The 20,297-nt window shown below is 69.5% G+C and carries 15 protein-coding genes and 2 pseudogenes; 7 read left to right on the top strand and 10 right to left on the bottom strand.

Going from position 1 to position 20,297, the window contains the following annotated elements; all coding sequences use genetic code 11:
* Both SSQG_RS04745 and SSQG_RS04750 read right to left on the bottom strand, forming a co-directional pair.
* Nucleotides 1–385: ATP-binding cassette domain-containing protein (locus SSQG_RS04745; protein WP_003988570.1), on the bottom strand; the 385-nt coding region annotated here is incomplete at its 3' end.
* 66 nt (nt 386–451) lie between these two features.
* A pseudogene (locus SSQG_RS04750) lies at nt 452–3,422 on the bottom strand (SpoIIE family protein phosphatase).
* 746 nt (nt 3,423–4,168) lie between these two features.
* Between SSQG_RS04750 and SSQG_RS04755 the strand changes: the two are divergent.
* Complete coding sequence (locus tag SSQG_RS04755; RefSeq protein ID WP_003988573.1) at nt 4,169–5,947, top strand: hypothetical protein; 1,779 nt, start codon at nt 4,169–4,171, stop codon at nt 5,945–5,947.
* A 136-nt stretch (nt 5,948–6,083) separates the two neighbouring features.
* Here SSQG_RS04755 and metF read toward each other — a convergent pair whose 3' ends face one another.
* The 8 genes and pseudogenes from metF to SSQG_RS04795 form a co-directional block, all read right to left on the bottom strand.
* Nucleotides 6,084–6,974, bottom strand: a complete 891-nt coding sequence (metF, locus tag SSQG_RS04760; protein WP_003988574.1) for a methylenetetrahydrofolate reductase [NAD(P)H] — start codon at nt 6,972–6,974, stop codon at nt 6,084–6,086.
* A pseudogene (locus tag SSQG_RS04765) lies at nt 6,971–7,291 on the bottom strand (vitamin B12 dependent-methionine synthase activation domain-containing protein); the annotation flags it as partial. The pseudogene SSQG_RS04765 and the gene metF, both read right to left, overlap by 4 nt.
* A 52-nt stretch (nt 7,292–7,343) precedes the next feature.
* Nucleotides 7,344–8,327: a carbohydrate kinase family protein gene (locus SSQG_RS04770; RefSeq protein WP_003988576.1), complete on the bottom strand. Its 984-nt coding sequence runs from the start codon at nt 8,325–8,327 to the stop codon at nt 7,344–7,346.
* Nucleotides 8,328–8,363: 36 nt separating this feature from the next.
* Complete coding sequence (metK, locus tag SSQG_RS04775) at nt 8,364–9,575, bottom strand: methionine adenosyltransferase (protein WP_003988577.1); 1,212 nt, start codon at nt 9,573–9,575, stop codon at nt 8,364–8,366.
* 77 nt (nt 9,576–9,652) lie between these two features.
* A complete protein-coding gene (gene sbnB, locus SSQG_RS04780) occupies nt 9,653–10,687 on the bottom strand; it encodes a 2,3-diaminopropionate biosynthesis protein SbnB (RefSeq protein ID WP_003988578.1) in 1,035 nt (344 codons plus the stop codon).
* 70 nt (nt 10,688–10,757) lie between these two features.
* On the bottom strand, nt 10,758–11,165 hold the full coding sequence (locus SSQG_RS04785; protein ID WP_208865620.1) for a DUF2000 domain-containing protein: 408 nt from the start codon (nt 11,163–11,165) through the stop codon (nt 10,758–10,760).
* A gap of 109 nt (nt 11,166–11,274) precedes the next feature.
* Nucleotides 11,275–13,005 carry a hypothetical protein gene (locus SSQG_RS04790; protein ID WP_244299057.1) on the bottom strand — a complete coding sequence of 577 codons (1,731 nt, stop codon included), beginning with the start codon at nt 13,003–13,005 and terminating at the stop codon, nt 11,275–11,277.
* Nucleotides 13,006–13,075: 70 nt separating this feature from the next.
* Nucleotides 13,076–14,056, bottom strand: a complete 981-nt coding sequence (locus tag SSQG_RS04795) for a cysteine synthase family protein (RefSeq protein ID WP_003988581.1) — start codon at nt 14,054–14,056, stop codon at nt 13,076–13,078.
* 166 nt (nt 14,057–14,222) lie between these two features.
* Between SSQG_RS04795 and SSQG_RS04800 the strand changes: the two genes are divergently transcribed.
* The 6 genes from SSQG_RS04800 (at nt 14,223) to SSQG_RS04825 (ending at nt 20,290) form a co-directional block, all read left to right on the top strand.
* Nucleotides 14,223–15,032 (top strand): AzlC family ABC transporter permease, encoded by an 810-nt coding sequence (locus SSQG_RS04800; protein ID WP_244299461.1) that lies wholly within the window; start codon nt 14,223–14,225, stop codon nt 15,030–15,032.
* Nucleotides 15,029–15,340 carry an AzlD domain-containing protein gene (locus tag SSQG_RS04805; RefSeq protein ID WP_003988583.1) on the top strand — a complete coding sequence of 104 codons (312 nt, stop codon included), beginning with the start codon at nt 15,029–15,031 and terminating at the stop codon, nt 15,338–15,340. The genes SSQG_RS04800 and SSQG_RS04805 overlap by 4 nt, the downstream gene beginning before the upstream one ends.
* An 87-nt stretch (nt 15,341–15,427) precedes the next feature.
* Nucleotides 15,428–16,096 (top strand): class I SAM-dependent methyltransferase, encoded by a 669-nt coding sequence (locus tag SSQG_RS04810; protein WP_063749151.1) that lies wholly within the window; start codon nt 15,428–15,430, stop codon nt 16,094–16,096.
* A 572-nt stretch (nt 16,097–16,668) separates the two neighbouring features.
* Complete coding sequence (locus SSQG_RS04815; protein ID WP_039931961.1) at nt 16,669–18,135, top strand: FAD/NAD(P)-binding protein; 1,467 nt, start codon at nt 16,669–16,671, stop codon at nt 18,133–18,135.
* Nucleotides 18,132–19,367, top strand: a complete 1,236-nt coding sequence (locus tag SSQG_RS38105) for an ATP-grasp domain-containing protein (RefSeq protein WP_003988587.1) — start codon at nt 18,132–18,134, stop codon at nt 19,365–19,367. Before SSQG_RS04815 ends, SSQG_RS38105 begins: the two co-directional genes overlap by 4 nt.
* A gap of 2 nt (nt 19,368–19,369) precedes the next feature.
* The gene (locus SSQG_RS04825) at nt 19,370–20,290 is read left to right on the top strand and encodes a hypothetical protein (RefSeq protein ID WP_003988588.1); all 921 of its coding nucleotides are present in this window, start codon (nt 19,370–19,372) and stop codon (nt 20,288–20,290) included.
* Nucleotides 20,291–20,297: the final 7 nt, after the last annotated feature.

Raw genomic sequence — 20,297 nt, forward strand, 5'->3', positions numbered from 1 at the left:
GCCGCCAGGAGATCAGCCCGGTGCGGCGCGCGTACCCGGTGGTCAGGGCGATGTTCTCGGTGACCGTCATCCACTCCACGAGACCGAGGTCCTGGTGGATGAACGACATGCTCCGGGACGCGGCGGGGCTGCCGAGGGGCTGTCCGTCCACCGTGATCCGGCCCGCGTCGGCGTGGTGGACACCGGCGAGCACCTTGATGAGCGTGGACTTCCCGGCGCCGTTGGGCCCGAGGAGGGCGAGCACGCTGCCGGCGTGGACGTCGAGGTCGACCCCGGCCAGCGCGACGGTCCCGCCGAACCGCTTGCTGAGCCCGCGGATTCGGACCAGGGGTTCGGGCCCGAAGGGCGAAGGCGCCTTCGCTGGCGTGTCGGGAGCGTCGCGCACCCGATCAAATTACAGCATTTCAGGCATTTCCCGGCCGCTGTGACGCACGCGGGGGCCGTCGGCGCTTCACGCCGCTTCGAGCCCGCATTCGGCCCAGATGACCTTGCCCTCGGGGAGGTAGCGCGTGCCCCAGCTCTGCGAGAGCTGCGCGACGAGGAACAGACCGCGTCCGCCCTCGTCGGTGCTGGCCGCCCGGCGCAGATGGGGGGCGGTGTTACTGGCGTCGGAGACCTCGCAGACGAGGGTGCGGCCGTACAGCAGCCGCACCCGGATGGGCCCGGCGCCGTGCCGGATGGCGTTGGTGATCAGCTCGCTGAGGATGAGCTCCGCGGCGAACGCGGTCTCGTCGAGCCCCCGGTCGGCCAGCCACCGCAGGGCGGATGCCCGGACGTCGCCGACGACCGCCGGGTCGGCGGGCAGCTCCCAGGCGGCGATCCGGCCGGGGTCCAGGGCGTGGACGCGGGCGACGAGCAGGGCGATGTCGTCGTTCGGGTGCACGGGCGCCACGGTCTCCAGGATGGCCCGGCAGGTCTCCTCGGGCGCGCGCTCCGGGTGGGCCAGGGCCGTGCGCAACTGCTCCAGCACCACGTCGACGTCGCGGTGCCTGTCCTCGATGAGCCCGTCGGTGTACAGGACAAGCTGGCTGTTCTCGGGGAGGTCGATCTCGGCGGCGTCGAAGGGCAGCCCGCCGAGGCCGAGCGGGGGCCCGGCCGGCAGGTCGGGGTAGGACACGGCGCCGTCGGGGTGGACGAGCGCGGGCGGCGGGTGGCCGGCGCGCGCCATGAGGCACCGCTGCACGGTGGGGTCGTAGATGGCGTAGAGGCAGGTCGCGCCGATCACCCCGGCGCCCTTGCCGTCGGGGTCCTCGCGGTCCAGCCGGCCCACGAGGTTGAGTGGTGAGACCTCGTCCCGGGGGGAAGTCGAGCTCGGCGAAGCTGCGGGCGGCGGTGCGCAGCCGCCCCATGGTGGCCGCGGAGAGCATGCCGTGGCCGACGACGTCGCCGACGAGGAGCCCGACGCGGGCGCCCGGGAGGGGGATGACGTCGTACCAGTCCCCGCCGACGTCGGACTCGGCGGGCAGGTAGCGGTGGGCGACCTCGACGGCGTCCTGGTCGGGCAGTCCGTGCGGGAGCAGTCTGCGCTGCAGGGCCAGGACCATGGCGCGTTCGTGGGTGTACTGCCGGGCGTTGTCGATGGACAGGGCGGCGCGGGCGACGAGTTCCTGGGCGAGGGAACGGTCGTCGTCCCCGAAGGCGTTGCCGGCGCGGTAGAAGCTGGCGACACCCAGGACGACTCCGCGGGCGAGCAGCGGGACCGCGATGAGCGAGTGGACGTGGGCCAGCAGGTGTCCGGTGTGCTCCGGGTCCTGGGCCAGCCAGCCCGCGGCGGCCCCCAGGTCCGGTTCCAGCACCGCCTCGCCGCTGGTCAGACTGTGCAGCTGGGGAGCGGTCGGGCCGAAGTCGATGCGCTCGCCGGGCGGGGTGAAGGGCAGGTCCTCACGGATGCCGTGGACCACGGTGCGCCGCAGGTCGGCGAGAGGTTCGGGGGATTCCTCGCCGCGCAGGACGGCGTCGGCCAGGTCGATGGTGATGTGGTCGGCGAGGCGCGGGACCGCCGTCTCGGCCAGTTCCTCGGCGGTGCGGCGCACGTCCAGGGTGGTGCCGATGCGGGCGCTGGCCTCGGACAGCAGTTCCAGGCGCCGACGGGCCGCCAGGGCGTAGGCCCCGACGTGCGGCTCCCCCACCATGACGAGTCCCCGGGGCGGGAACGGTGATCCGGGGTGGTCACCCGGCACGCCCCCGCCGCCGACGCCGGCGCCGGCGCCGGCGCCGGCGCCCGTGATGGTGCCGCCGGACTCCGCCGCCGCGCCGTTGCCGTCGGCTGTGACCGTGGCGCCGGGCTGCGCCGAGACCCGGTCACCGTTGGCCGTCACGGTGGCGCCGGGCTCCACGGGGGCTCGGTCGGCGGCAGGCGCGATCACCGGTCCGGGTGCGGCGGGGAGAGGCTCCGGTGGCAGGGTGAGCGACTCTCGTACGGGCCCCGGGGCGACCGCGAGGGCGGCGAGGTCCGGCACTTCGTCCGCCTGGTGCGGGAGGACGAAGTGACCCCCCGCCGGGGTGGTGCCGGGCAGCACGGCCTCGACGGCGAAGCCCCGCACGCCCGAGGCACTCGTCATGGGGCGGCTCACGAGCGTCACACGCCGGCCGTCGGGCAGGGTCACGTCCACGGCGGCCCGCTGCGCGCGCGAGATCAGCTCGGCGGCCTTCTCCATCAGGATCGCCTGGTCACGGGGGTGGAACGTGTCGGCCAGCGCATCGATGGCGAGACCGTGCCGCAGGTCGTCCCCGGACCCGGTGGCCAGGTACGTCCGCAGCAGGGCCCGCTCGTGCGCGGAGCTCTGCCTCAGCAGCCGCCGCTCGATGGTCTCGGCCGCCCGGCGGATCTCCGCACCCAGGGCGGGGCGCTCGAAGCCGCGCGGATAGCCGAGGCACAGGACGCCCTCGATGCGGCCGCTGAGCGGGTCACGGACGGGCAGCGCGACGCAGGCGTTGGACTGGGCGCGCTCCGCGAAGTGCTCGGCGCCGTAGACGCGGATGAGCTGCCGTTCCGCCAGGGCCAGTCCGATGCCGTTGGTGCCGGCGACCTGCTCGGCGAACACGAACCCCGGGACCACCTGGATCGGCGGGAGGCTCCTGGCCATCCAGGGATCCCCGAAGCGGCGCAGCAGCACCGTGCCGTTCGCGTCGGCCACCGAGATGTTGACCTGGCTGCCGGAGAACGTGGCCTGGAGCCGGTCGATCACCGGGACGGCCGCGCGGGCGATCCGGCTGCCCGGGTCGAACTCGTCCGTGTAGGGGAGGTCGGACCGGTCCGGTGACAGACCCAGGGTGCGGCAGCGCTGCCACGAGTTCAGGATGGACGCCCGCACGCCCGTGTCGACCGGCTCGCCCTGGAGAAACCGCTCGCGGGGACCCGCGGGCCCCGTGCTGTCAGTCGCACGCCCCGCCGGCCTGGGTTCCTCGCCGGAACGAACCATGCTTCGCCTCGCTTGCGCCCGGGATCATCCGCTGCTCGGAAGAGAATCTGGCATTGATGAGGATACGGGCATTACGGGCATGCGTCACGGTGCGCCAAGGCCGTCCGGGCAGGGTGACGAGGTGGACGGCCCGGGCGGGCGGGCTCACCCCAGGAAGCTCGGCCGCACTCCGCTGCGGATTGTCCTTGTCGGCGTCCGCCAACCTCCACAAGGACAAGGATCGAGGTACACGCTGGTCCCGATACAGAGCAGCGTGACCACCGTCCAGGCGGCGGGAGTGCCGGCCGGCGGGCGGGAGTGACCTGCCCCCCCGGTGGCCCGGTGCGGCGGGCGAGGCCGTGCCCTGCACCTTTCCTAGTGGAAGATCTGACTCTGGGGTAGGGTCTCGACGCGACGGTCCTGGGCGGCAGGCCACAGCCCGGCCGTCGGGGCCCACCCGTCTTTCGTGAGGGTGTCACGGCCGGAACGCCTCTCGGTGTCGCCAGTGAACACGTCTCGATCCCGCCCGATGGAGTCTTGTCATCAGACTCCCCTAGGATGACATCTTGAAGGCGGCAACGTGCCACGGCGGACAACACCCGTTGAACACTCGCGCAGCATCGGGGCGCATCGAAACCGGTTCGGAGGCACCCTCAGCGGCGGCGAATGTGCTGGAGACAGCTGGCGTCGCCCCCTCCAGGAGGTGCCGGACAACCGTCACCGATGGGTGAAGGTCACGGGAATCCGGTAGCCGGAGGCCACCGCGTATGGGCGAGGCAACGGATAGGACAACGGAGATGAGCAGCGTAGTCGAGCGCTACCAGGCACTTGAGGAGCACGTCGCGGGCGGCCGCCAAGTCGTGATGACGGACGTGCTGGACGTGCCCGCAGCCGAGCTGCGGCAGGCGAATGAGCACGACGTCGCGGTCCTGCTGCTGCTCGGTGAGTTGTGCGCCCGCATGGACAACGGCGAGTCGGCCGCGCCCGTGTTGCTGGCAACAGCCGACAAATACGTCAACACCTCCTTCTACTACACCGGAAGGATCCTGCCGCGGACCCGGGAGCTGATCGCGCTCCTCGACCGTGCGGTACGTGAGCGATCGTTCGACCTGCTGCTGGAGGTGGCCGACCACCTCAGCCAGGGGTGGGCGAAATACGCCGACTCCATGTTCCCGGCCGCATTCGCCCGGCTCGCCGAGGAGGCCGGACTCGAAGGGAAGCCTGAGTCGTTCTCCCGTGTTTCCTTCGTACTCTGGCGCGATGGCCTGGAGGCCGCCGCGGAGAACGACCCCGAGCGAGCACTGCCCCTCTTCAGGGACTCGCTCGAGCGCTACCGAAAGTACGGCTACTACGCGGACGCGTCCTGGCTTCACACGGACCTCGTCATCGCCCATCTGCTCGCCGGGCGGAAGGAAGAAGCCCACGCCGAGCTCGAGGCGCAGCGAACCTATGTGGAGAAGGTGCTCGACGCGCACCCGGTCGTCGCACCGGAGGCGGGGCGGTCGTTCGCCTTCCACCTGGGCGACGTGCAGAGCGGCGACTACAGCACGTTCGTGGAGTCATCCGTTCTGCGCCCGACCGAGCTGACCGAACGGGACCGCGAACTCCTCATGCGCTATGTCCGCACCAGCGAGTTCCTCCTCTCCGCCTGCCGGTACGGTGTGCAGCGGGACTTCGACGCGGCACTCGACACCTTTTCCTTCGGCTGGGGCACCTATCAGCAGTCGCCCTACCCGAGGATGTTCCGTCACCTCGCCGACCGTTATCTGGAGGCCCCGGCGAAGTGGAACGTACATCTCACGGCGTTCGAACAATGGCACCGGATGCTGCGCACCTACCGTGTCCGGGTGCGGCCCAACGTGCTCATCGACACGGCCGCGACGCTGCATGACCGTCTGAAGTACGCCGAGTTGAACACCTGCGCCTCCCTCGTCCTGCTCGACACCGCCGTGCTGCACTCCCGGCTGCACGGCAGGGACGAGTCGGTGGACTGGATCACGCGCTACCTGCAGGATCTGCGGCCGACCCTGCCGGACATCCTGGGCGCCGTGGCCGACTACCTGCAGGCGCCGCGCAGTGCGGAGCGCCGCCAGCTCCTCAGCCGGTACATCGGACTGCGGGCCGGCCATCTCGTGCCGGAATTCCTCTCCCTCGACCTGGGCGAAGAGCAGCTGCCACAGCCTGACCGGCTCGAGGTGACGCTCTATGACCGGTTGCTGTCGGTGGAAGGGGTCACCGTGCACGAGAACGCGCCGCAACCGCTCATCGACACCCTCCGAGTCCTGGGCCAAGACTTCTCGGAGAGTATCGCGAAGGGAACCACTGCCCCCTTCCTTTCCGCTGCCGAGCTGTCGGACCGTACGAACCGCACCTCCGCGGCACTGGCGCAGACGGTACGTCGCTTCCGTAGTGCCTGTCAGGAACGCTTCAGCGAAGTGGCGGACTACCGCATGGCCCAGGACGCCGTGATCCAGGGACGCCCCGGCTACCGGCTGAATCCGCAGAGCATCTATCGCTTCACCGAGTATTCGACTGACGCCGACTGATCGAGCGGAGAAGGCCCGGGGCCCGGCACGGGTACCCCGGGGCCTTCTGACAGCGCGACACGCAGACGCAGGTCAATAGCGGTGGTGGTCCGGCTTGAACGGGCCCTCGACCTGCACGCCGATGAAGTTCGTGACATCAGTCGTGGACGAGGACACGTGTGCTCCTTGCATTCGCCGCGGAGTCCGCTGCCGAGCCCAGTACGTTGCGGTGGACCTCGAGCGTGGCGGTGGACTTGTTGAGGGTGATGTAGTGCAGTCCCGGGGCCCCTTCCGCGAGCAGGCGCCGGGCCATGGCGGTGGCGTGTTCAACCCCGATGGCGTGACTGTCGGCGGGGCGGTCGCGGGCGGCTTCCAGGCGATGCGCGAGGTGTTCGGGAAACGCCGCTCCGGACAGTTCGGCGAAGCGGCGGATCTGGCGCACGTCGGTGGCGGGCATGATCTCCGGGACGATCGGGGTGTCACAGCCCGCGGCCGTGACCCGGTCCCTCAGCCGCAGGTAGTCCTCGACGTCGAAGAACATCTGTGTGATCGCGTAGTCGGCGCCGGATCGGCACTTGGCCACGAAATGCCGGATCTCGGAGTCCCAGTCAGGCGAACGCGGGTGGCGCTCGGGGAAGGCGGCCACCCCGATGGTGAAGTCGCCGAGCGAGCGCACGAGTTCCACCAGTTCGGCGGCGTATGTCAGGCCTTGCGGGTGGGGGATCCAGGGGGCGTTCGGGTTGCCGGGCGGATCGCCTCGCAACGCCAGGACATCGCGGATGCCGGCGTCGGCGTACTGGCCGATGATGCGCCGCAGTTCGGCCGTCGAGTGGCCCACGGCGGTCAGGTGGGCGACCGGGCGCAGGGTGGTCTCGGAGGCGATGCGGCGGGTGACATCGACGGTACGCTCGCGGGACGAACCGCCGGCACCGTAGGTGACGGACACGAAGTCGGGGCGCAGGGCCTCGACTCGGCGGATTGTGTCCCACAGAGCGCGGGTGCCGTTGTCGGTCTTGGGCGGGAAGAACTCGAAGGAGAACGTCGTCATGCGCGGGCTCCCGCGTTGAAGTACCTGGCTTCGGGGTGGTGGATCACGATGGCGTCGGTGGACTGCTCGGGGTGGAGCTGGAACTCCTCGGACAGGTGAACGCCGATGCGCTCCGGCTGGAGCAGGTCGGCGATCTTGGCGCGGTCCTCGAGGTTCGGGCAGGCGCCGTAGCCGAGGGAGAAGCGGGCACCCCGGTACCTCAGCTCGAACATGCCCTGCATCTCGTCCGGGTCCTCGCCGGCGTAGCCGAGCTCGGAGCGCACCCGCGCGTGCCCGTACTCGGCGAGCGCTTCGGCCAGTTGCACGGACAGGCCGTGCGGGTGGCGAGCGCTTCACGCGGAGCGGCTGCCCGGTTCGGGGCGGAGGTGGTCATGGAGTGACCGCCAACCGCGAGGCGATGTCCTCGGCCGACTGGTGGCCGTAGGATCCGCTGATCCTGGCCAGCAAATCCGTGGCGAGCAGCTTGTACTCCTGAGGGCCCACGGATTCGATCACCACCGTGGCCAGTGCACAGCCGAGTTGAGCCGCGCGCTCGTAGGGAAACTGCCAGGCGAGGCCGGCGAGGAAACCCGCGCGGAACGCGTCGCCCACCCCTGTCGGGTCGACCACGTCGTGCGTCCGCACCGCCGGAATGTCCCGCGTCGGCGTCCCTGCCGCTGCGAGGGACACGCCGTCGGCGCCGCGGGTGACGATCCAGGTTCCCACCCTGGCGAGAACCTCATCGCGGCTCCAGCCGGTCCGGTCGAGGAGCAGCGCCGCCTCGTACTCGTTGGTGAACAGCAGATGGGCACCGTCCACCAGGTGCCGAGTCTGTTCGGCGTCCAGGCGGGCCAGCTGTTGGGAAGGATCGGCCGCGACCGGAACACCCAGGGCGTGAGCGGTAGTCGTGTGGCGCAGCATCGCCTCGGGGTCGTCGGCACCGACGATGACAAGGTCGAGAGGTTCCGCACGTCGATGCACTTCGCCCAGGTCGATCCGGCCGGCCTCGGCCATGGCCCCCGCGTAGAAGGTGGCGATCTGGTTCTGATCGGCATCCGTGGTGCACACGAAGCGGGCGGTGTGCAGTGTTTCGCTGACCCGGACCGACGACGTGTCGACCCCGTGCTCCCTGAGCCAGGCGTCGTACTCGGGAAAGTCCACGCCCGCGGCAGCGACCAGCACAGGACGCAGACCGAACCGGCCGAGCCCCAGAGCGATGTTCGCCGCGACGCCTCCTCGGCGCACGTCCAGGCGGTCGGCGAGGAACGACAGCGACACCCGGTCGAGCTGTTCGGTGAGGAGTTGCTCCTTGAAGCGGCCGGGGAAAGTCAGCAAATGGTCGGTGGCTATCGAACCGGTGACTGCAATGCGCACAGCCATCTCCCTTCTTGCCTGTCGGACATACCTGGTTCAGGACAGGCCGGCGGCCTTGCGGAGGGCGTCGGCGCGGTCGGTGCGTTCCCAGGTGAAGTCCGGGAGTTCGCGGCCGAAGTGGCCGTAGGCGGAGGTCTGGGTGTAGATCGGGCGGAGCAGGTCGAGGTCGCGGACGATGGCGGCGGGGCGCAGATCGAAGATGTCCGCGACGGCCTCTTCGATGGTGCGGTGAGCAACGGTGGCGGTGCCGAAGGTCTCGATGAACAGGCCGACGGGCTCGGCTTTGCCGATGGCGTACGCGACCTGGACCTCGCACCGTGAGGCGAGGCCCGCGGCGACGATGTTCTTGGCGACCCAGCGCATGGCGTAGGCGGCGCTGCGGTCGACCTTGGAGGGGTCCTTGCCGGAGAAGGCGCCACCGCCGTGGCGGGCCATGCCGCCGTAGGTGTCGATGATGATCTTGCGGCCGGTCAGACCCGCGTCGCCCATCGGGCCGCCGGTCTCGAAGCGGCCAGTGGGGTTCACCAGCAGGCGGTAGCCGTCGGTGTCCAACTTGATGCCGTCCAGGGCGAGTTCGGCCAGGACATGCTCGACCACCTGTTCGCGGATGTCGGGGGCGAGCAGGGTTTCCAGATCGATGTCGGCGGCGTGCTGGCTGGAAACCACCACGGTGTCCAGGCGCTCGGGGCGGCTGCCCGAGTACTCGATGGTCACCTGTGTCTTGCCGTCGGGATGCAGATAGGGCAGCGTGCCATCCTTGCGGACCTCGGTCAGGCGCCGCGACAGCCGGTGCGCCAGGTCGATGGGCAGCGGCATCAGTGTGGGCGTCTCGTCGGTGGCGTAGCCGAACATCAGGCCCTGGTCGCCGGCGCCCTGCGCGTCCAGCTCGTCCTCGTCGCCCTCGACACGCCGCTCGTACGCGCTGTCCACGCCCTGCGCGATGTCCGGGGACTGGGCGCCGATGGACACCGACACCCCGCACGAGGCGCCGTCGAAGCCCTTGGCCGACGAGTCGTAGCCGATGTCCAGGATGGTGTCGCGCACCAGCTGCGCGATGGGGGCATACGCCTTGGTGGTCACCTCTCCGGCGATGTGCACCTGACCGGTGGTGATCAGCGTTTCGACCGCCACCCGGGAGGCCGGGTCCTCACGCAGCAGCGCGTCCAGGATCGTGTCACTGATCCGGTCTGCGATCTTGTCCGGGTGGCCCTCTGTCACGGACTCCGAAGTGAACAGTCGACGGGGCATCGCCGTTTCTCCTCTGCTTGATAAGGGGGTGCTGGCCATGTGGGGGTGACGCCGGCTGAACGGCGGGAAGGTGAGGGTCAGGAAGTGCATGTGAAGCCGGGAACGGTCACGACGTCGGCCGCGTCCCGCGCCTTGTCCAGGACGAGCTGGGCGAGGGCGATGTCCAACGAGCCGAGGCCGAAGGGGGAGTAGACGGCTCGTGTGCCGCGGTCGGGCTTGACCGTGCCGCGCAGCAGGTCACCCACGGGGACGATGTCCTGGCGTTCCACGGTGCCCTGCTCGACGGCGAGGGCGAGCGAGGTCTTCTCACGCAGGGCGTGCGACACGTCATCCACCACGTGCACGGCGCCGGCCATGGCTTCGGGCGTCAGGTCGCGCAGAGACATGTGCAGGACCACGGCGTCGCGTTTGAACCAGCTCGACTCGTCGAGGTGCGGCACGACCGCGGTGGTGGCGAAGAGCACGAGGTCCGCGTCCTCCACGGCCTCCTTGAGCGTGGCGGCCGCGGAGACGTCGGCCGTGAGCCCGCCGGGAAGCTTCCTGCTCTCCGCGACGAAGTTTTGAGCGCGGTCGTGGTCGAGGTCGAACACCACAAGACGGTCGCTGGTCCAGCCCAGGCCCGCGAACACCTCCAGGGTGGTGCGCGAGATGTAGCCGGTGCCGATGACCGCCACCTTGGCCGGCGTACGGTCGCCCGCGCGTAGCGCCTCCGCGCCGACCGCCGCGGACAGTGCGGTGCGGTGCCCGCTGATCTGCGCTCCTTCGAGCACGGCCTTGGGAAACCCGGTGCGCGGATCGTTGAGAGCGATCAGGGCGGACGCCCGGGGCAGCCCGAGGCCGATGTTCTCAGGGAAGCTGGAAATCCACTTCACCCCCATGGCCTCGGAGTCGCCGGCGACATACGCGGGCAGCGCGATGACGCGCTCCCTGCGCTCCTCGTCCGGGCGCAGGAACAGGCTGTCGGGGTTGACCAACTGCCCTTGCGCCGCCTTGATGTAGATGTCCTCGACGAGCTCCTTGGATGCCGTGCCCAGGGACTGCAGAACGTCCCTGACCGCCGCTGCGGGGACGATGGTGAGGCTCTGGTCCGGAGACTGCTCGCGGTGGTCCATGTGTACCTCGCTGTTCAGGTCGTATCGGGGGAGAGAACGAAGTGGGCCGGGCGCGGTGCCCCGGTCCGGGCTAGCGCAGCAGGGAGAACTTCTTCGTCAGCGGGTCGACCGCGTCGCGCGGACCGAAGACGGCCACGCCGTAGTAGTCGAGTTCGCTCTCCGGTGTCCGGCGCATGCGCTCGAGCTGGTCGGCGTAACTGCCCCCGGTCATCTGCCCGGTGAAGTCGGTACTCAGGAGTCCGGCCGCGGAGGCTTCGCCGCGCAGTCGACGCAGCCAGGCGGGTCGCCCTTCGAGTACGACGAGCGAGAGCCCGGAGACGGGTGCGTGGGTTCCCGCGTCGGCATCCGGGAAATCGAGGAACGACATGTGCGGGAGCAGTTCAGGACGTTCGGCCGCTGCCTTCGCTACCAGACCGAGACAGAGGTGGGACGCGGCGTTCGTGGCCACTCCGGGGTCGAGCTTGGCCTTGAGAGCCACGACGAACTTGTATTCTGCGTCGACTTCTTCGGGCGTTACTACGATTTGAGTGTTTTCGAGCATGGTGTACGCTGCGGTCCTTTTCTGGGGTGGGCGTGAAACGTGAGAGTCAGGAGACCGAAGAGTAGTCGCGAAACCGCTGGACCTTGGCCGGATTGATGCGGTATCCGGGGCGGCCTTGAATGACGGCATCCTGGATCAGATCATACTCGGCCGATTCCCGGAAGATTTCCTGGCAGACGTTCCGGAATCTGCGCACGGTCTGGGCGATTGCTGCCGGAGTGCGATTCGTGCGCCGTGAAAGCTCGGCTGCAGAAAGGAACGGAACGTCACCGTCCGGCTGCCTGTGCATAAATGCTTCGCCGAGCACCTTCAACGTATCATTAAGGGCCTGCGGAGTGATTTCATAAATCGTCATTCCTTCCAGCGAGAGGAGCGGTCCGTAGAGCGACACCTCGAATCGGTCGAGATCCGGCGCGGTGTCCGCGCCGAGCTCCACCGGGAACTCCGGCGTCAGATGGGCAGGGCGCAGCCCGATGTATTTGCTGAGCTGCCACTGGTACTGGCCGCTCTGGGGTGCTTGCAGGTAGAGGGCCGTCGCATTCACCATCTCCGGGACGACGGGACGCAGTTCCTGGAGGTAGCGGGTGACCCACTCCACCGCGCCGGCCTTGCCATGCAGCCGGGCGTGCAGGATGGCCGCGTCGAGCAGCACGACGGCGGCACTGACCTCCAGGCCCGCGTAGGCGAACCGGTCGTGCAGAGTCATCGCCGTGTCGATCAGCACGCGTGGCTTGACCCGGATCCGGTAGGTGCGCAGCATCCGGTGCCAGCCCTCGTACGCGGTCAGATGGGGGTTCCAGTCGTGCCGGTTGTCCGTGTAGCGATCGGCGAGGTGCAGGAAGATCCGCGGATACGGCGAGGCCTGAAAGGCCGACCACCCGCAGGAGAAGACGTCGAGCGCCGCGTCGAAATCCCGTCGGGCCCCGTAACGGCAGGCCGCGATGAGGTACTCGCTGGTGTGTACGTAGCGCTTCAGCAGCGCTGCGTCCCGGGTGGTGAGCACCTCTGGTCGCACCGTGGAGGACTCCACGAACGTGCCGTAGTTGCCGCTGCGTACGTCGCCGAGGTGGAAGGCGTACGACTCGTCCGCGGCGCCGTCGACGAGCGGGTGCGTGCGGAGGATCTCCTCCACGTAGTCCCGCTGCGCCTCCGCGGTGGCCGACGCCCGGTCCTCGCGGCCGGCCAGCAGGTGGGCGATGACCAGATCCGTGTGCAGCCATGCGGCGTCCGCGTAGTAGCGATAGTTGCGGTACCGGTCGAGCGCCACTTCGAAGGAGGACAGCGCCCGCTCCGCGTCGTTCGCCGTGGCGCCGGCCAGTCCCTGCTTCCAGGAAACGAAGGAAACCTCGGAGAACTGCCGGAGCGGCACGTCGAGGCCGAGTTCGCGGGCGAGCCTGGCGAAGGCCGCGGGGAACGCGGACCGTGGATAGTCGGCCCAGCCCTGGCTGAGGTGGTCGGCCGCTTCGGTGAGGAGGTCCGGCGACTTCTCGTCCACTCCGCGGTCGAGAAGTTCGATCAGCTCCATCGCCCGGGGCAGGATCCGACCCGTGTACAGGATCGAGGATGTGACATACCGCTCGGCGGTCTTTCCGAGAAGGGGGGCGATCGACGCGCCGCCGTCCAAGCGGGCACACAACGCGCCGAGCACGAGCGTCTGCGCCACATCATGTTCGTCTGCGAACCGAAGTTCGGCAGCCGATACGTCGACCACGTCCTCCACGTCCCCCCGGGGGCCGCCTGAGGCATGCCTCGCGAGCGCCTGGAAGCGCTCGGCCAAGCTGCTTGTCTGCACCTCGGTCCTATCCTTCATTTGTTCAGGGCAGGCGTGCTCGCCTGATCTCGCAGGCCTATCCGATGACGCCGGCCGGCTGGGCAATCGCCCCGATCGATTCCATCCACATGTCGGAGTAGATGGTGCTCTCGTACTTCTCTCCGCCGTCCGCGCAGATGCACAGGGCGTCGCGGACGTCGGGATTCTCACTCAGATAGCGTGCGCAGGCCGCCACCACCGCGCCGGACGAAGCGCCGAGGTGAACACCCGTTTCCGCCAGGAGCGTCCGGCAGTAGTAGGCGGCCTCGCCGACGTCCACGTAGGCGTAGTGGTCGATCAGGGAATCCTTGAGGAACGAGGACGGCCGGCTCGCGCCGATGCCGGACAGGTGCCGTCGGCCGGGCCTGCCGCCATAGGCGACGGAGCCGTTGACGTCCACGGCCACCATGCGGGTGGCCACGCCCCGGTCTCGGAAGCACTGACTGATCCCGGCGAACGTACCGCCGGTGGACACAGCGGCGAACAGCGCGTCCGGAGGGGACGGCAGTTGATCGAGGATCTCCGGGCCGGTCATCCGGCAGTGAACGTCCGGGTTCTCCGGACTGTTGTACTGGTCGACCCACACGTAGCTGTCATCGATCTTGAGCATCTCCTGGACCTTGGCCAGCCGTGACAGCAGATATCCGCCTGTCTCGTCGACCTCGTCGACCATCACGATGCGGGCGCCGAGGTCCGTCAGGCGCGTGCGCACCTCGGCTGTGCTCATGGGGTCGAGTACGGCGGTGAAACCTATGTTCAGATAGCGGGCCATACCGGCCAGGGCCACGCCCAGGTTGCCCGACGTGGACTCGAGCAGTTGGACACCGGGCCTGATCTTTCCGTCCCGCACGAGGCCGCGTACCAGTCCGTAGGCGGTACGGGCCTTGATCGAGCCGGAGATGTTGTACCCCTCGAGCTTCAGCTGGATCGTTCGTGGCTCCCCCTGGACATCAATCGTGACGGGCTTGATCGGGGTGAGCCCCAGCAGGGCCTCGAAGCGGTCCAAGTAGTGCTTCATCTTCCCTCACCTGTCGTGCGGCCGACCGGTCACCTGCGCTATTGAATGTCATGCCTGGCCGCTGTGATGACACAGGACAGTCATACTAAGTATGATCCATGACGTAAAGGGGGTGTCTCAGGATCTGGGCTGCCCCGTCGACACGACTCGTGGAGGGCTCCCCGTGATGGTCCAGGAGCAAGACCAACTGCCGCGCAAGGAGAAAGCGAGGCTTGTGCGCGATGCCCTCGGGGTCGGTCTGGCCGTCGGTGCCTACGGCCTGTCCTACGGGGCGCTGGCCGTTTCCAGCGGCCTGAGCGTCGGGCAGACGCAGTTCCTGTCCCTCCTCCTGTACGGAGGATCGGCTCAACTCGCCCTGGTGGGTACGCTCGCGGCGGGTGGCGGCGGCGCTGCCGCATCCGCAACCGCGACGCTACTCGGAGTGCGCAGTCTTTTCTACGGGGTGAGCCTGCGGCCGGTACTGGATGCACGCCCGAGGCTCCTGCTGCCTGCCGCGCACCTGCTGAGCGACGAGAGCACCGCCATGGCGATAGCCAAGCAGACGCCGTCGGCCAGCCGCTTCGCCTACTGGGTCACGGGCTCCGTGGTGTTCCTGTTCTGGAACCTGACCACTCTGGTCGGCGCCCTCGCCGGCTCGCTGCTGGCGGACCCCAAGGTGCTCGGGCTCGATGTGGCCTCCTCCGCCGCGTTCCTGGCCCTGGTGGCGCCGAGGCTGCGTGAGCGTGACGGTCGGTTCGTCTTCGTCCTCGCGGGCCTGGTGGCCGTAGCCGTGTCCCCGTTCGTCGGCTCGGGCCTGCCCGTGGTGATCGCCGGGCTGACCGCTCTGAGTGTCCTGCTGCTGCCAACTGTGCGGCCCCGTCAGCAAGATGGCCGGAATCCGAATGACGAAGTGCCGGAAGGCGGGCTCGCGGACCGTGTCCCGGCGGACGGGCTGGGCGCAGGGGACAGTGCGGCCGGGCGTGGGGGTGCCTCATGAGCTGGACCTGGATCCTCCTCGCGACGGCCGCGTGTTTCGCGCTCAAGCTGGCGGGACTGCTCGTCCCTGAGAGTGCGCTCGACCGGCCGGCCGTCGCGCGGGTCGCGGGCGTGGTGCCCGTGGCGTTGCTCGCGGCCCTCATCACCACGCAGACCTTCGTCCACCAGCAGCAACTGGCCGTCGACGAAAGGGCCGTGGGGCTCGCTGTGGCGGGTGTGGCGGTGTGGCTGCGTGCGCCGTTCCTGGTCGTAGTGGTGACTGGGGCCGCCGCCACCGCGGGTCTGAGGTGGCTCGACCTGGCCGGTTGAGGGTGCCCGTTCAGATCTTGAGACGCCTCTTTACGTGTCATCGACAATGAATAAGATGACGTAGGTAAGTCATCCGAAGGAGGCAGTATGACAAGCACGGCTGAGTATGCGGAGCTTCAGTACGGATGGGAGAAGGCCTACCAGGATCAGGATGCGGGTCCGCTGTGGCAGGAGGATCCGATTCCGGTCATTCCTCAGGCAGTTGAGGCCCTCGAAGCCCGCGGCGTTCGCACGGTCGTCGACCTGGGCTGTGGCGACGGGCGCAACCTCGCCGCCCTGGCCGACGCCGGGTTCAACGCGGTCGGCGTCGACATCGCCCCCACCGGCCTGGCGCACGCCCGGAACGTGATCAAGCAGCGCTCGTTCCTGCTGCGCGCCGACGCGACGAAGCTGCCCCTCGTCGACGCCTCGGTGGACGCGGTGACGTGCTTCGACGTGTTCGGTCAGATCCAGGACCCCACGGACCTGATAGCAGAGGCCCGTCGCATCGTGGCGCCCGGTGGCCTGTTCGTCACCAATGCCTTCACGCTCAAGGACGGCACGTACGGCGAAGGCGAGGAGATCGCGCCGCACACCTTCGCCTACAAGGACACGCTGTTCCGCTACTACAGCGAGGAGGAGATGCGCGAGCTCTTCTCCGACTGGACCATTCACGAGATCCGCCGAATCTCCTGGGACGACCCGCCGCACGGCGACTTCCGCCCCTACCCGCACACCCACGACAACTGGGTTGTGTACGCCACGCCGCAGGACTGATCCGGTCCAGGCGTTTCACAGGGCGGCCCTGCCCGACATCATGGGGCAGGGCCGCCCTGGGCCACATCGCACCTTCTCTCCTCACCACGCCGCCCGGCCCGGGCACTGTCCGAGCGCGGACACTTCAAGCGGATTCCCGGCGGTGTACCTGCGGCTCCGTGTGAGATGCGTTCCTCCGGACGGCCGCAGTCCCCTCTGTGCCGCCGCGCGGTCCTCCTCCTGCGAGGTCTGCGCGAAGCCGGTACCGGCAGACCGCGACGCACCGTCGGTGGTCCCCGAACCCTCGCCTCACGATCTGAGGCCCAGGTCGCGTACGCCATCGGCCGAGCCGAGCCCGTCGGCCCGTCCTGGACCAGGACCGGCCGACCGGGAACCGCCGACCCAGCCAGGTCCTAAGACCCATCAGCAAGTGAGCGGACGGGAATGAAGACACGCATCGCCGTGCCCGGTTTCATGATCACCAGCACCCCCGACAAGGTTCCCCTTTCACCTCTGGAACCAGCCGACACCCACATGCCCGCCCCGGCCGAGTTGCCCGGCCGGGAACCAGTTGAGCTGCGACGGACAGGCCTGTGACCAAGAGAATCGTCATCATCGGAGGTGGCGCCACCGCTGTCAGCGCGTTGGCCCACGTGGCCGGGGCGCCCGGCATCGAACGCATCACCCTGGTGGCGCCCGGTGCCATCGGGTTCGGAACCGCCTTCGGCACCACCGACCCCACGCTTGTGTGCAACACCTCCGTGGACGTGACGTCCCTGCTGAGCGAGGGGCGCTCCGACTTCCTCGACTACCTGGCGGCGCGCGGACATCCCGTGCACCGCGACGACTTCGTGCCCCGCTATCTCGTCGGGCAGTACTGCCGGGAGCGTTACGGCCAGTACCGCGACCGGGCCCGCGCCACGGGCACCCGGGTCACCCACATCCGGGAACGGGCCGTCGCCATCAACAGCCTCGACGACGGCACGTACCAGGTCGAGCTGGGCGACGGCGCCACCGTCACGGGCACCGACATCCTCTTCTGCGCGGGCTCCGAAGCCCCCCGGCTGCCCGCCGAGGTCAGGGCCCATCAGGGCGACCCGCGCCTCCTCGAATCGCCCTATCCGGCCGACCGGCTGCGGCGCCTGCCCCACGACGCGCGGGTCCTCGTCCTCGGCTCCAAGCTGTCGGCCATCGACGCCGCTCTCGTCCTGTCCCAGCAGGGCCGTCGGCACTGTGTCCTCACCTCGCCTTCCGCCACCCTGCCGGCCGTACGCACCCGACTGCGCCGCAGCGCCGAGCCCGCCATCGGCCGCCGCGACTGGGCAGCACTCGACCCCGAGAAATCCTCCTTCGACGGCTCACTCACCCGCATGCTCGTGCGGGCCATACGCCGCAGCCACCCCACCACGGGCGGCGTCCGCACCCGCTCCGGGGCGGCCACGGCCACCAGGCTGCTGCACGAGGAGGCCCAGTTCGCCGGCGAGGGTCGCGTGCCGTGGCAGGACATCGTCGCCGAGGTCATCGACGCGCTCAACGAGCACGTGCCGTACTGGCGGCCCCGGGCCGCCGCGGACGTCCTCGCCCGCTACCGCACCCTGATGTCGCGGTACATCTCCGCGATCCCGGTGCGCAACGCCAAGCTGCTCGCTTCCCACGCCTCGGCGGGCAGGCTGCGCGTGGCCCCCGGCTACCCGCGGCGGATCGAGCGGACCGACGCCGGCTGGCGGGTGCACTGGCCGGACGGCTCGCACGAGAGCTTCGACCACGTGGTCGTCGCCGCCGGATACCGCACTCGACGGCTCACCGGAACCGCGGGCCGACTGCACGTCGGCTACGACGGGGACGGCCCGCAGCCCGAGCTCCTCGCCGACCTGAGGGTCCGGTTTCCCGAACGGGGCAGCCCGGAACGCATCTGGGTCCTCGGTGCCGCCGCAGGTGCCCGTCACCCCATCGTCAACTACCTGCGGGCGGCCGCCCAGCACGCGGCCGTGGCGGGAGACCAGGTCGTCCGGCCCCGCACCGATGAATCAGCCCCGCTCGCCGAAAGGACCGCTCTGTGATCGCGCTCGTCATCCCGGCCTCCAGCGGCGCCCAGCTCGCCGACGCCCTCCAGGAGGAAGGGGCCGCGTTCCTCGAGGTCCATCCGGAGGACCGCGCGCCCCTGGCGGGCACGGAGCGCACCGGCATCAAGACCGTCCTGCACACCGACCTCGACAGCACGGCGGAGCAGCTGCGCGCACTGGGTGTGCGCGCCGTCGTCGCGGGCAGCGAGTTCGGTGTCACCCTCGCCGACGAACTCGCCGAGCGGCTCCAACTCCCTCATCACAGGCATGAACTGCGCTCGGCCCGCCGCGACAAGTACCGGATGCAGCGGGCTCTCGCCGAGGCCGGCCTCGCCCACGCCCGCAGCGCTGTCGTGCGCACCGAGGACGAGCTGAGGGCCCTCCTCGCCTCCTGGGCGTCGTACCCGCTGGTGATCAAGCCGTTCAACAGTGCGGGCAGCGACGGCTGCCGGATCTGCCCCACCGCGGACGAGGCCCTCACCGCCTTCCGAGCGGTCGTGGGACAGCGCAACCTCATGGGCGAGATCAACGAAGGCGTCCTCGCACAGGAGTTCCTGTCCGGATCGCAGTACATCGTCAACACGGTGAGCATGGACGGGCGGCATCTGCTCGCCGAGCTGTACGCCGAGCGCATCGATCGCATCGAAGGCAGCCCGGTACTGCGGCACATCATCAGCCGCACCATTCCGGACGAGCGCGAGCAGGAGCTCGTCGACTACACCATGGGCTGCCTCGACGCGCTGGGCCTGAAAGACGGCGCGGCCCACACCGAGGTGATGCTCACCGCCGACGGACCCCGGCTCGTCGAAGTCAACTCGCGGCTGATGGGCCCCTATCTGTCACCCGACGCCTACCACTGCGCCTTCGGCTACAGCAGCCCTCACCTGGTCGCCGAACGGCTGCTGCGGCCGGACGACTTCCACAACCGGTTCGACCTGCCGTACGGGCCGGCCCGCACCCTGGCCAAGGTCTTCCTCCGCGCCGACCGCCCGGGCATCCTGACCTCCGCCGACGGCCTGCGCGAACTGCGCCGGCTGCCCGGCTTCCACAGCGTGGCCCGGCTGCCGCAGGTCAACGACGTACTGCGGGACACCCAGCTGACCACGGGTTCCTGCGGCACGGCCTTCTTCGTGCACGAGGACACCGAACTCATCGAGCACAGCCTCGCGGTGCTGCACGAGATGGAGGACTCGGGAACCCTGTTCCAAGTCACCGGAGTCGGAGGCTGACCATGCCCGTCCTCTGCATCGTCGCCTCCGTACTGCTGCAGGCGGGCGTGTACGGCTTCGTGTCGGGCTCCCTGGACTCCAGCGGCAGCCTGGCCCTCTCCTGTGCCGGATTCGGCGCCGCCGCAGTGCTGTTCAACACGGTCCTGCTGGTCCGTCGTCTGCGGAGGGGACGGACCGTCGCCGCCCCCAGGACCCGCGGTCTGCTCGTGGCGATGAACGTCGTCACGGCCGTCACCTTCCTCAGCTTCTACGCCTCCCTGACCTGGGTGCCCGCCACGCTGGCAACCGGTGTCGAGACGGCGATGGGCCCGATCGTGCTCGCGCTGCTCGGCCTCGCCGGGCAGGGGCGCCGAGTGTCCCGGCACGGTTGGTACGCAGCGGTCGTGCTCGTGCTGCTCGGTGTCGCGATCGGGCAGCGGTTCACCTCGGACAGCGCGGTCGGGCCCGGGGCGGCGGCAGGCCTCGTCCTGGTGATCGTCGCCGGGGTCGGCGCGCCCGTACTCGCACTGCTGTCCACCGAGCTGGGGCGGCGAAACGTCGACCCCGTGTATGTCACGGCACACCGGTTCCACCTCACCTACCTGTGCGGCGGGCTGCTCTTGCTCCTCGTCGGCGGACCAGGCGGCAACTGGACGGGGGAACTGCCGGCCATGGTGTTCACCGGCGTGCTCGCGGTGACCCTTCCGCTGTTCGCGCTGCAGACGGGACTGCAACGTACCGACCCCATGGTGGCGATGGTCCTCCTCACCACCCTGCCAGGCGTCACCTACCTCGCGGAGACCGCATTCCACGGCTCCTTCGACGCGGTCGCGCTGGCCGAGATCTGCGCACTGATCCTGGTCGCGGTCTGGTACGTGCGGGTGTCCGGCAACGACGCGCCCGCGCCGGTCGCGGCCCAGCCGCCCCTTGCCACCAAAGCCTGAGACGCAC

The organism is Streptomyces viridochromogenes DSM 40736 (assembly GCF_000158955.1).
In the GTDB taxonomy this organism is placed as follows: Bacteria; Actinomycetota; Actinomycetes; order Streptomycetales; family Streptomycetaceae; genus Streptomyces; species Streptomyces venetus.

What these genes read in the sequence shown, in the direction of transcription:
- SSQG_RS04755 (WP_003988573.1), top strand. Translation starts at nt 4,169, where the DNA reads ATGGGCGAGGCAACGGATAGGACAACGGAGATGAGCAGCGTAGTCGAG.
- metF (WP_003988574.1), bottom strand. Translation starts at nt 6,974, where the DNA reads ATGACGACGTTCTCCTTCGAGTTCTTCCCGCCCAAGACCGACAACGGC.
- metK (WP_003988577.1), bottom strand. Translation starts at nt 9,575, where the DNA reads ATGCCCCGTCGACTGTTCACTTCGGAGTCCGTGACAGAGGGCCACCCG.
- sbnB (WP_003988578.1), bottom strand. Translation starts at nt 10,687, where the DNA reads ATGGACCACCGCGAGCAGTCTCCGGACCAGAGCCTCACCATCGTCCCC.
- SSQG_RS04795 (WP_003988581.1), bottom strand. Translation starts at nt 14,056, where the DNA reads ATGAAGCACTACTTGGACCGCTTCGAGGCCCTGCTGGGGCTCACCCCG.
- SSQG_RS04800 (WP_244299461.1), top strand. Translation starts at nt 14,223, where the DNA reads ATGGTCCAGGAGCAAGACCAACTGCCGCGCAAGGAGAAAGCGAGGCTT.
- SSQG_RS04805 (WP_003988583.1), top strand. Translation starts at nt 15,029, where the DNA reads ATGAGCTGGACCTGGATCCTCCTCGCGACGGCCGCGTGTTTCGCGCTC.
- SSQG_RS04810 (WP_063749151.1), top strand. Translation starts at nt 15,428, where the DNA reads ATGACAAGCACGGCTGAGTATGCGGAGCTTCAGTACGGATGGGAGAAG.
- SSQG_RS04825 (WP_003988588.1), top strand. Translation starts at nt 19,370, where the DNA reads ATGCCCGTCCTCTGCATCGTCGCCTCCGTACTGCTGCAGGCGGGCGTG.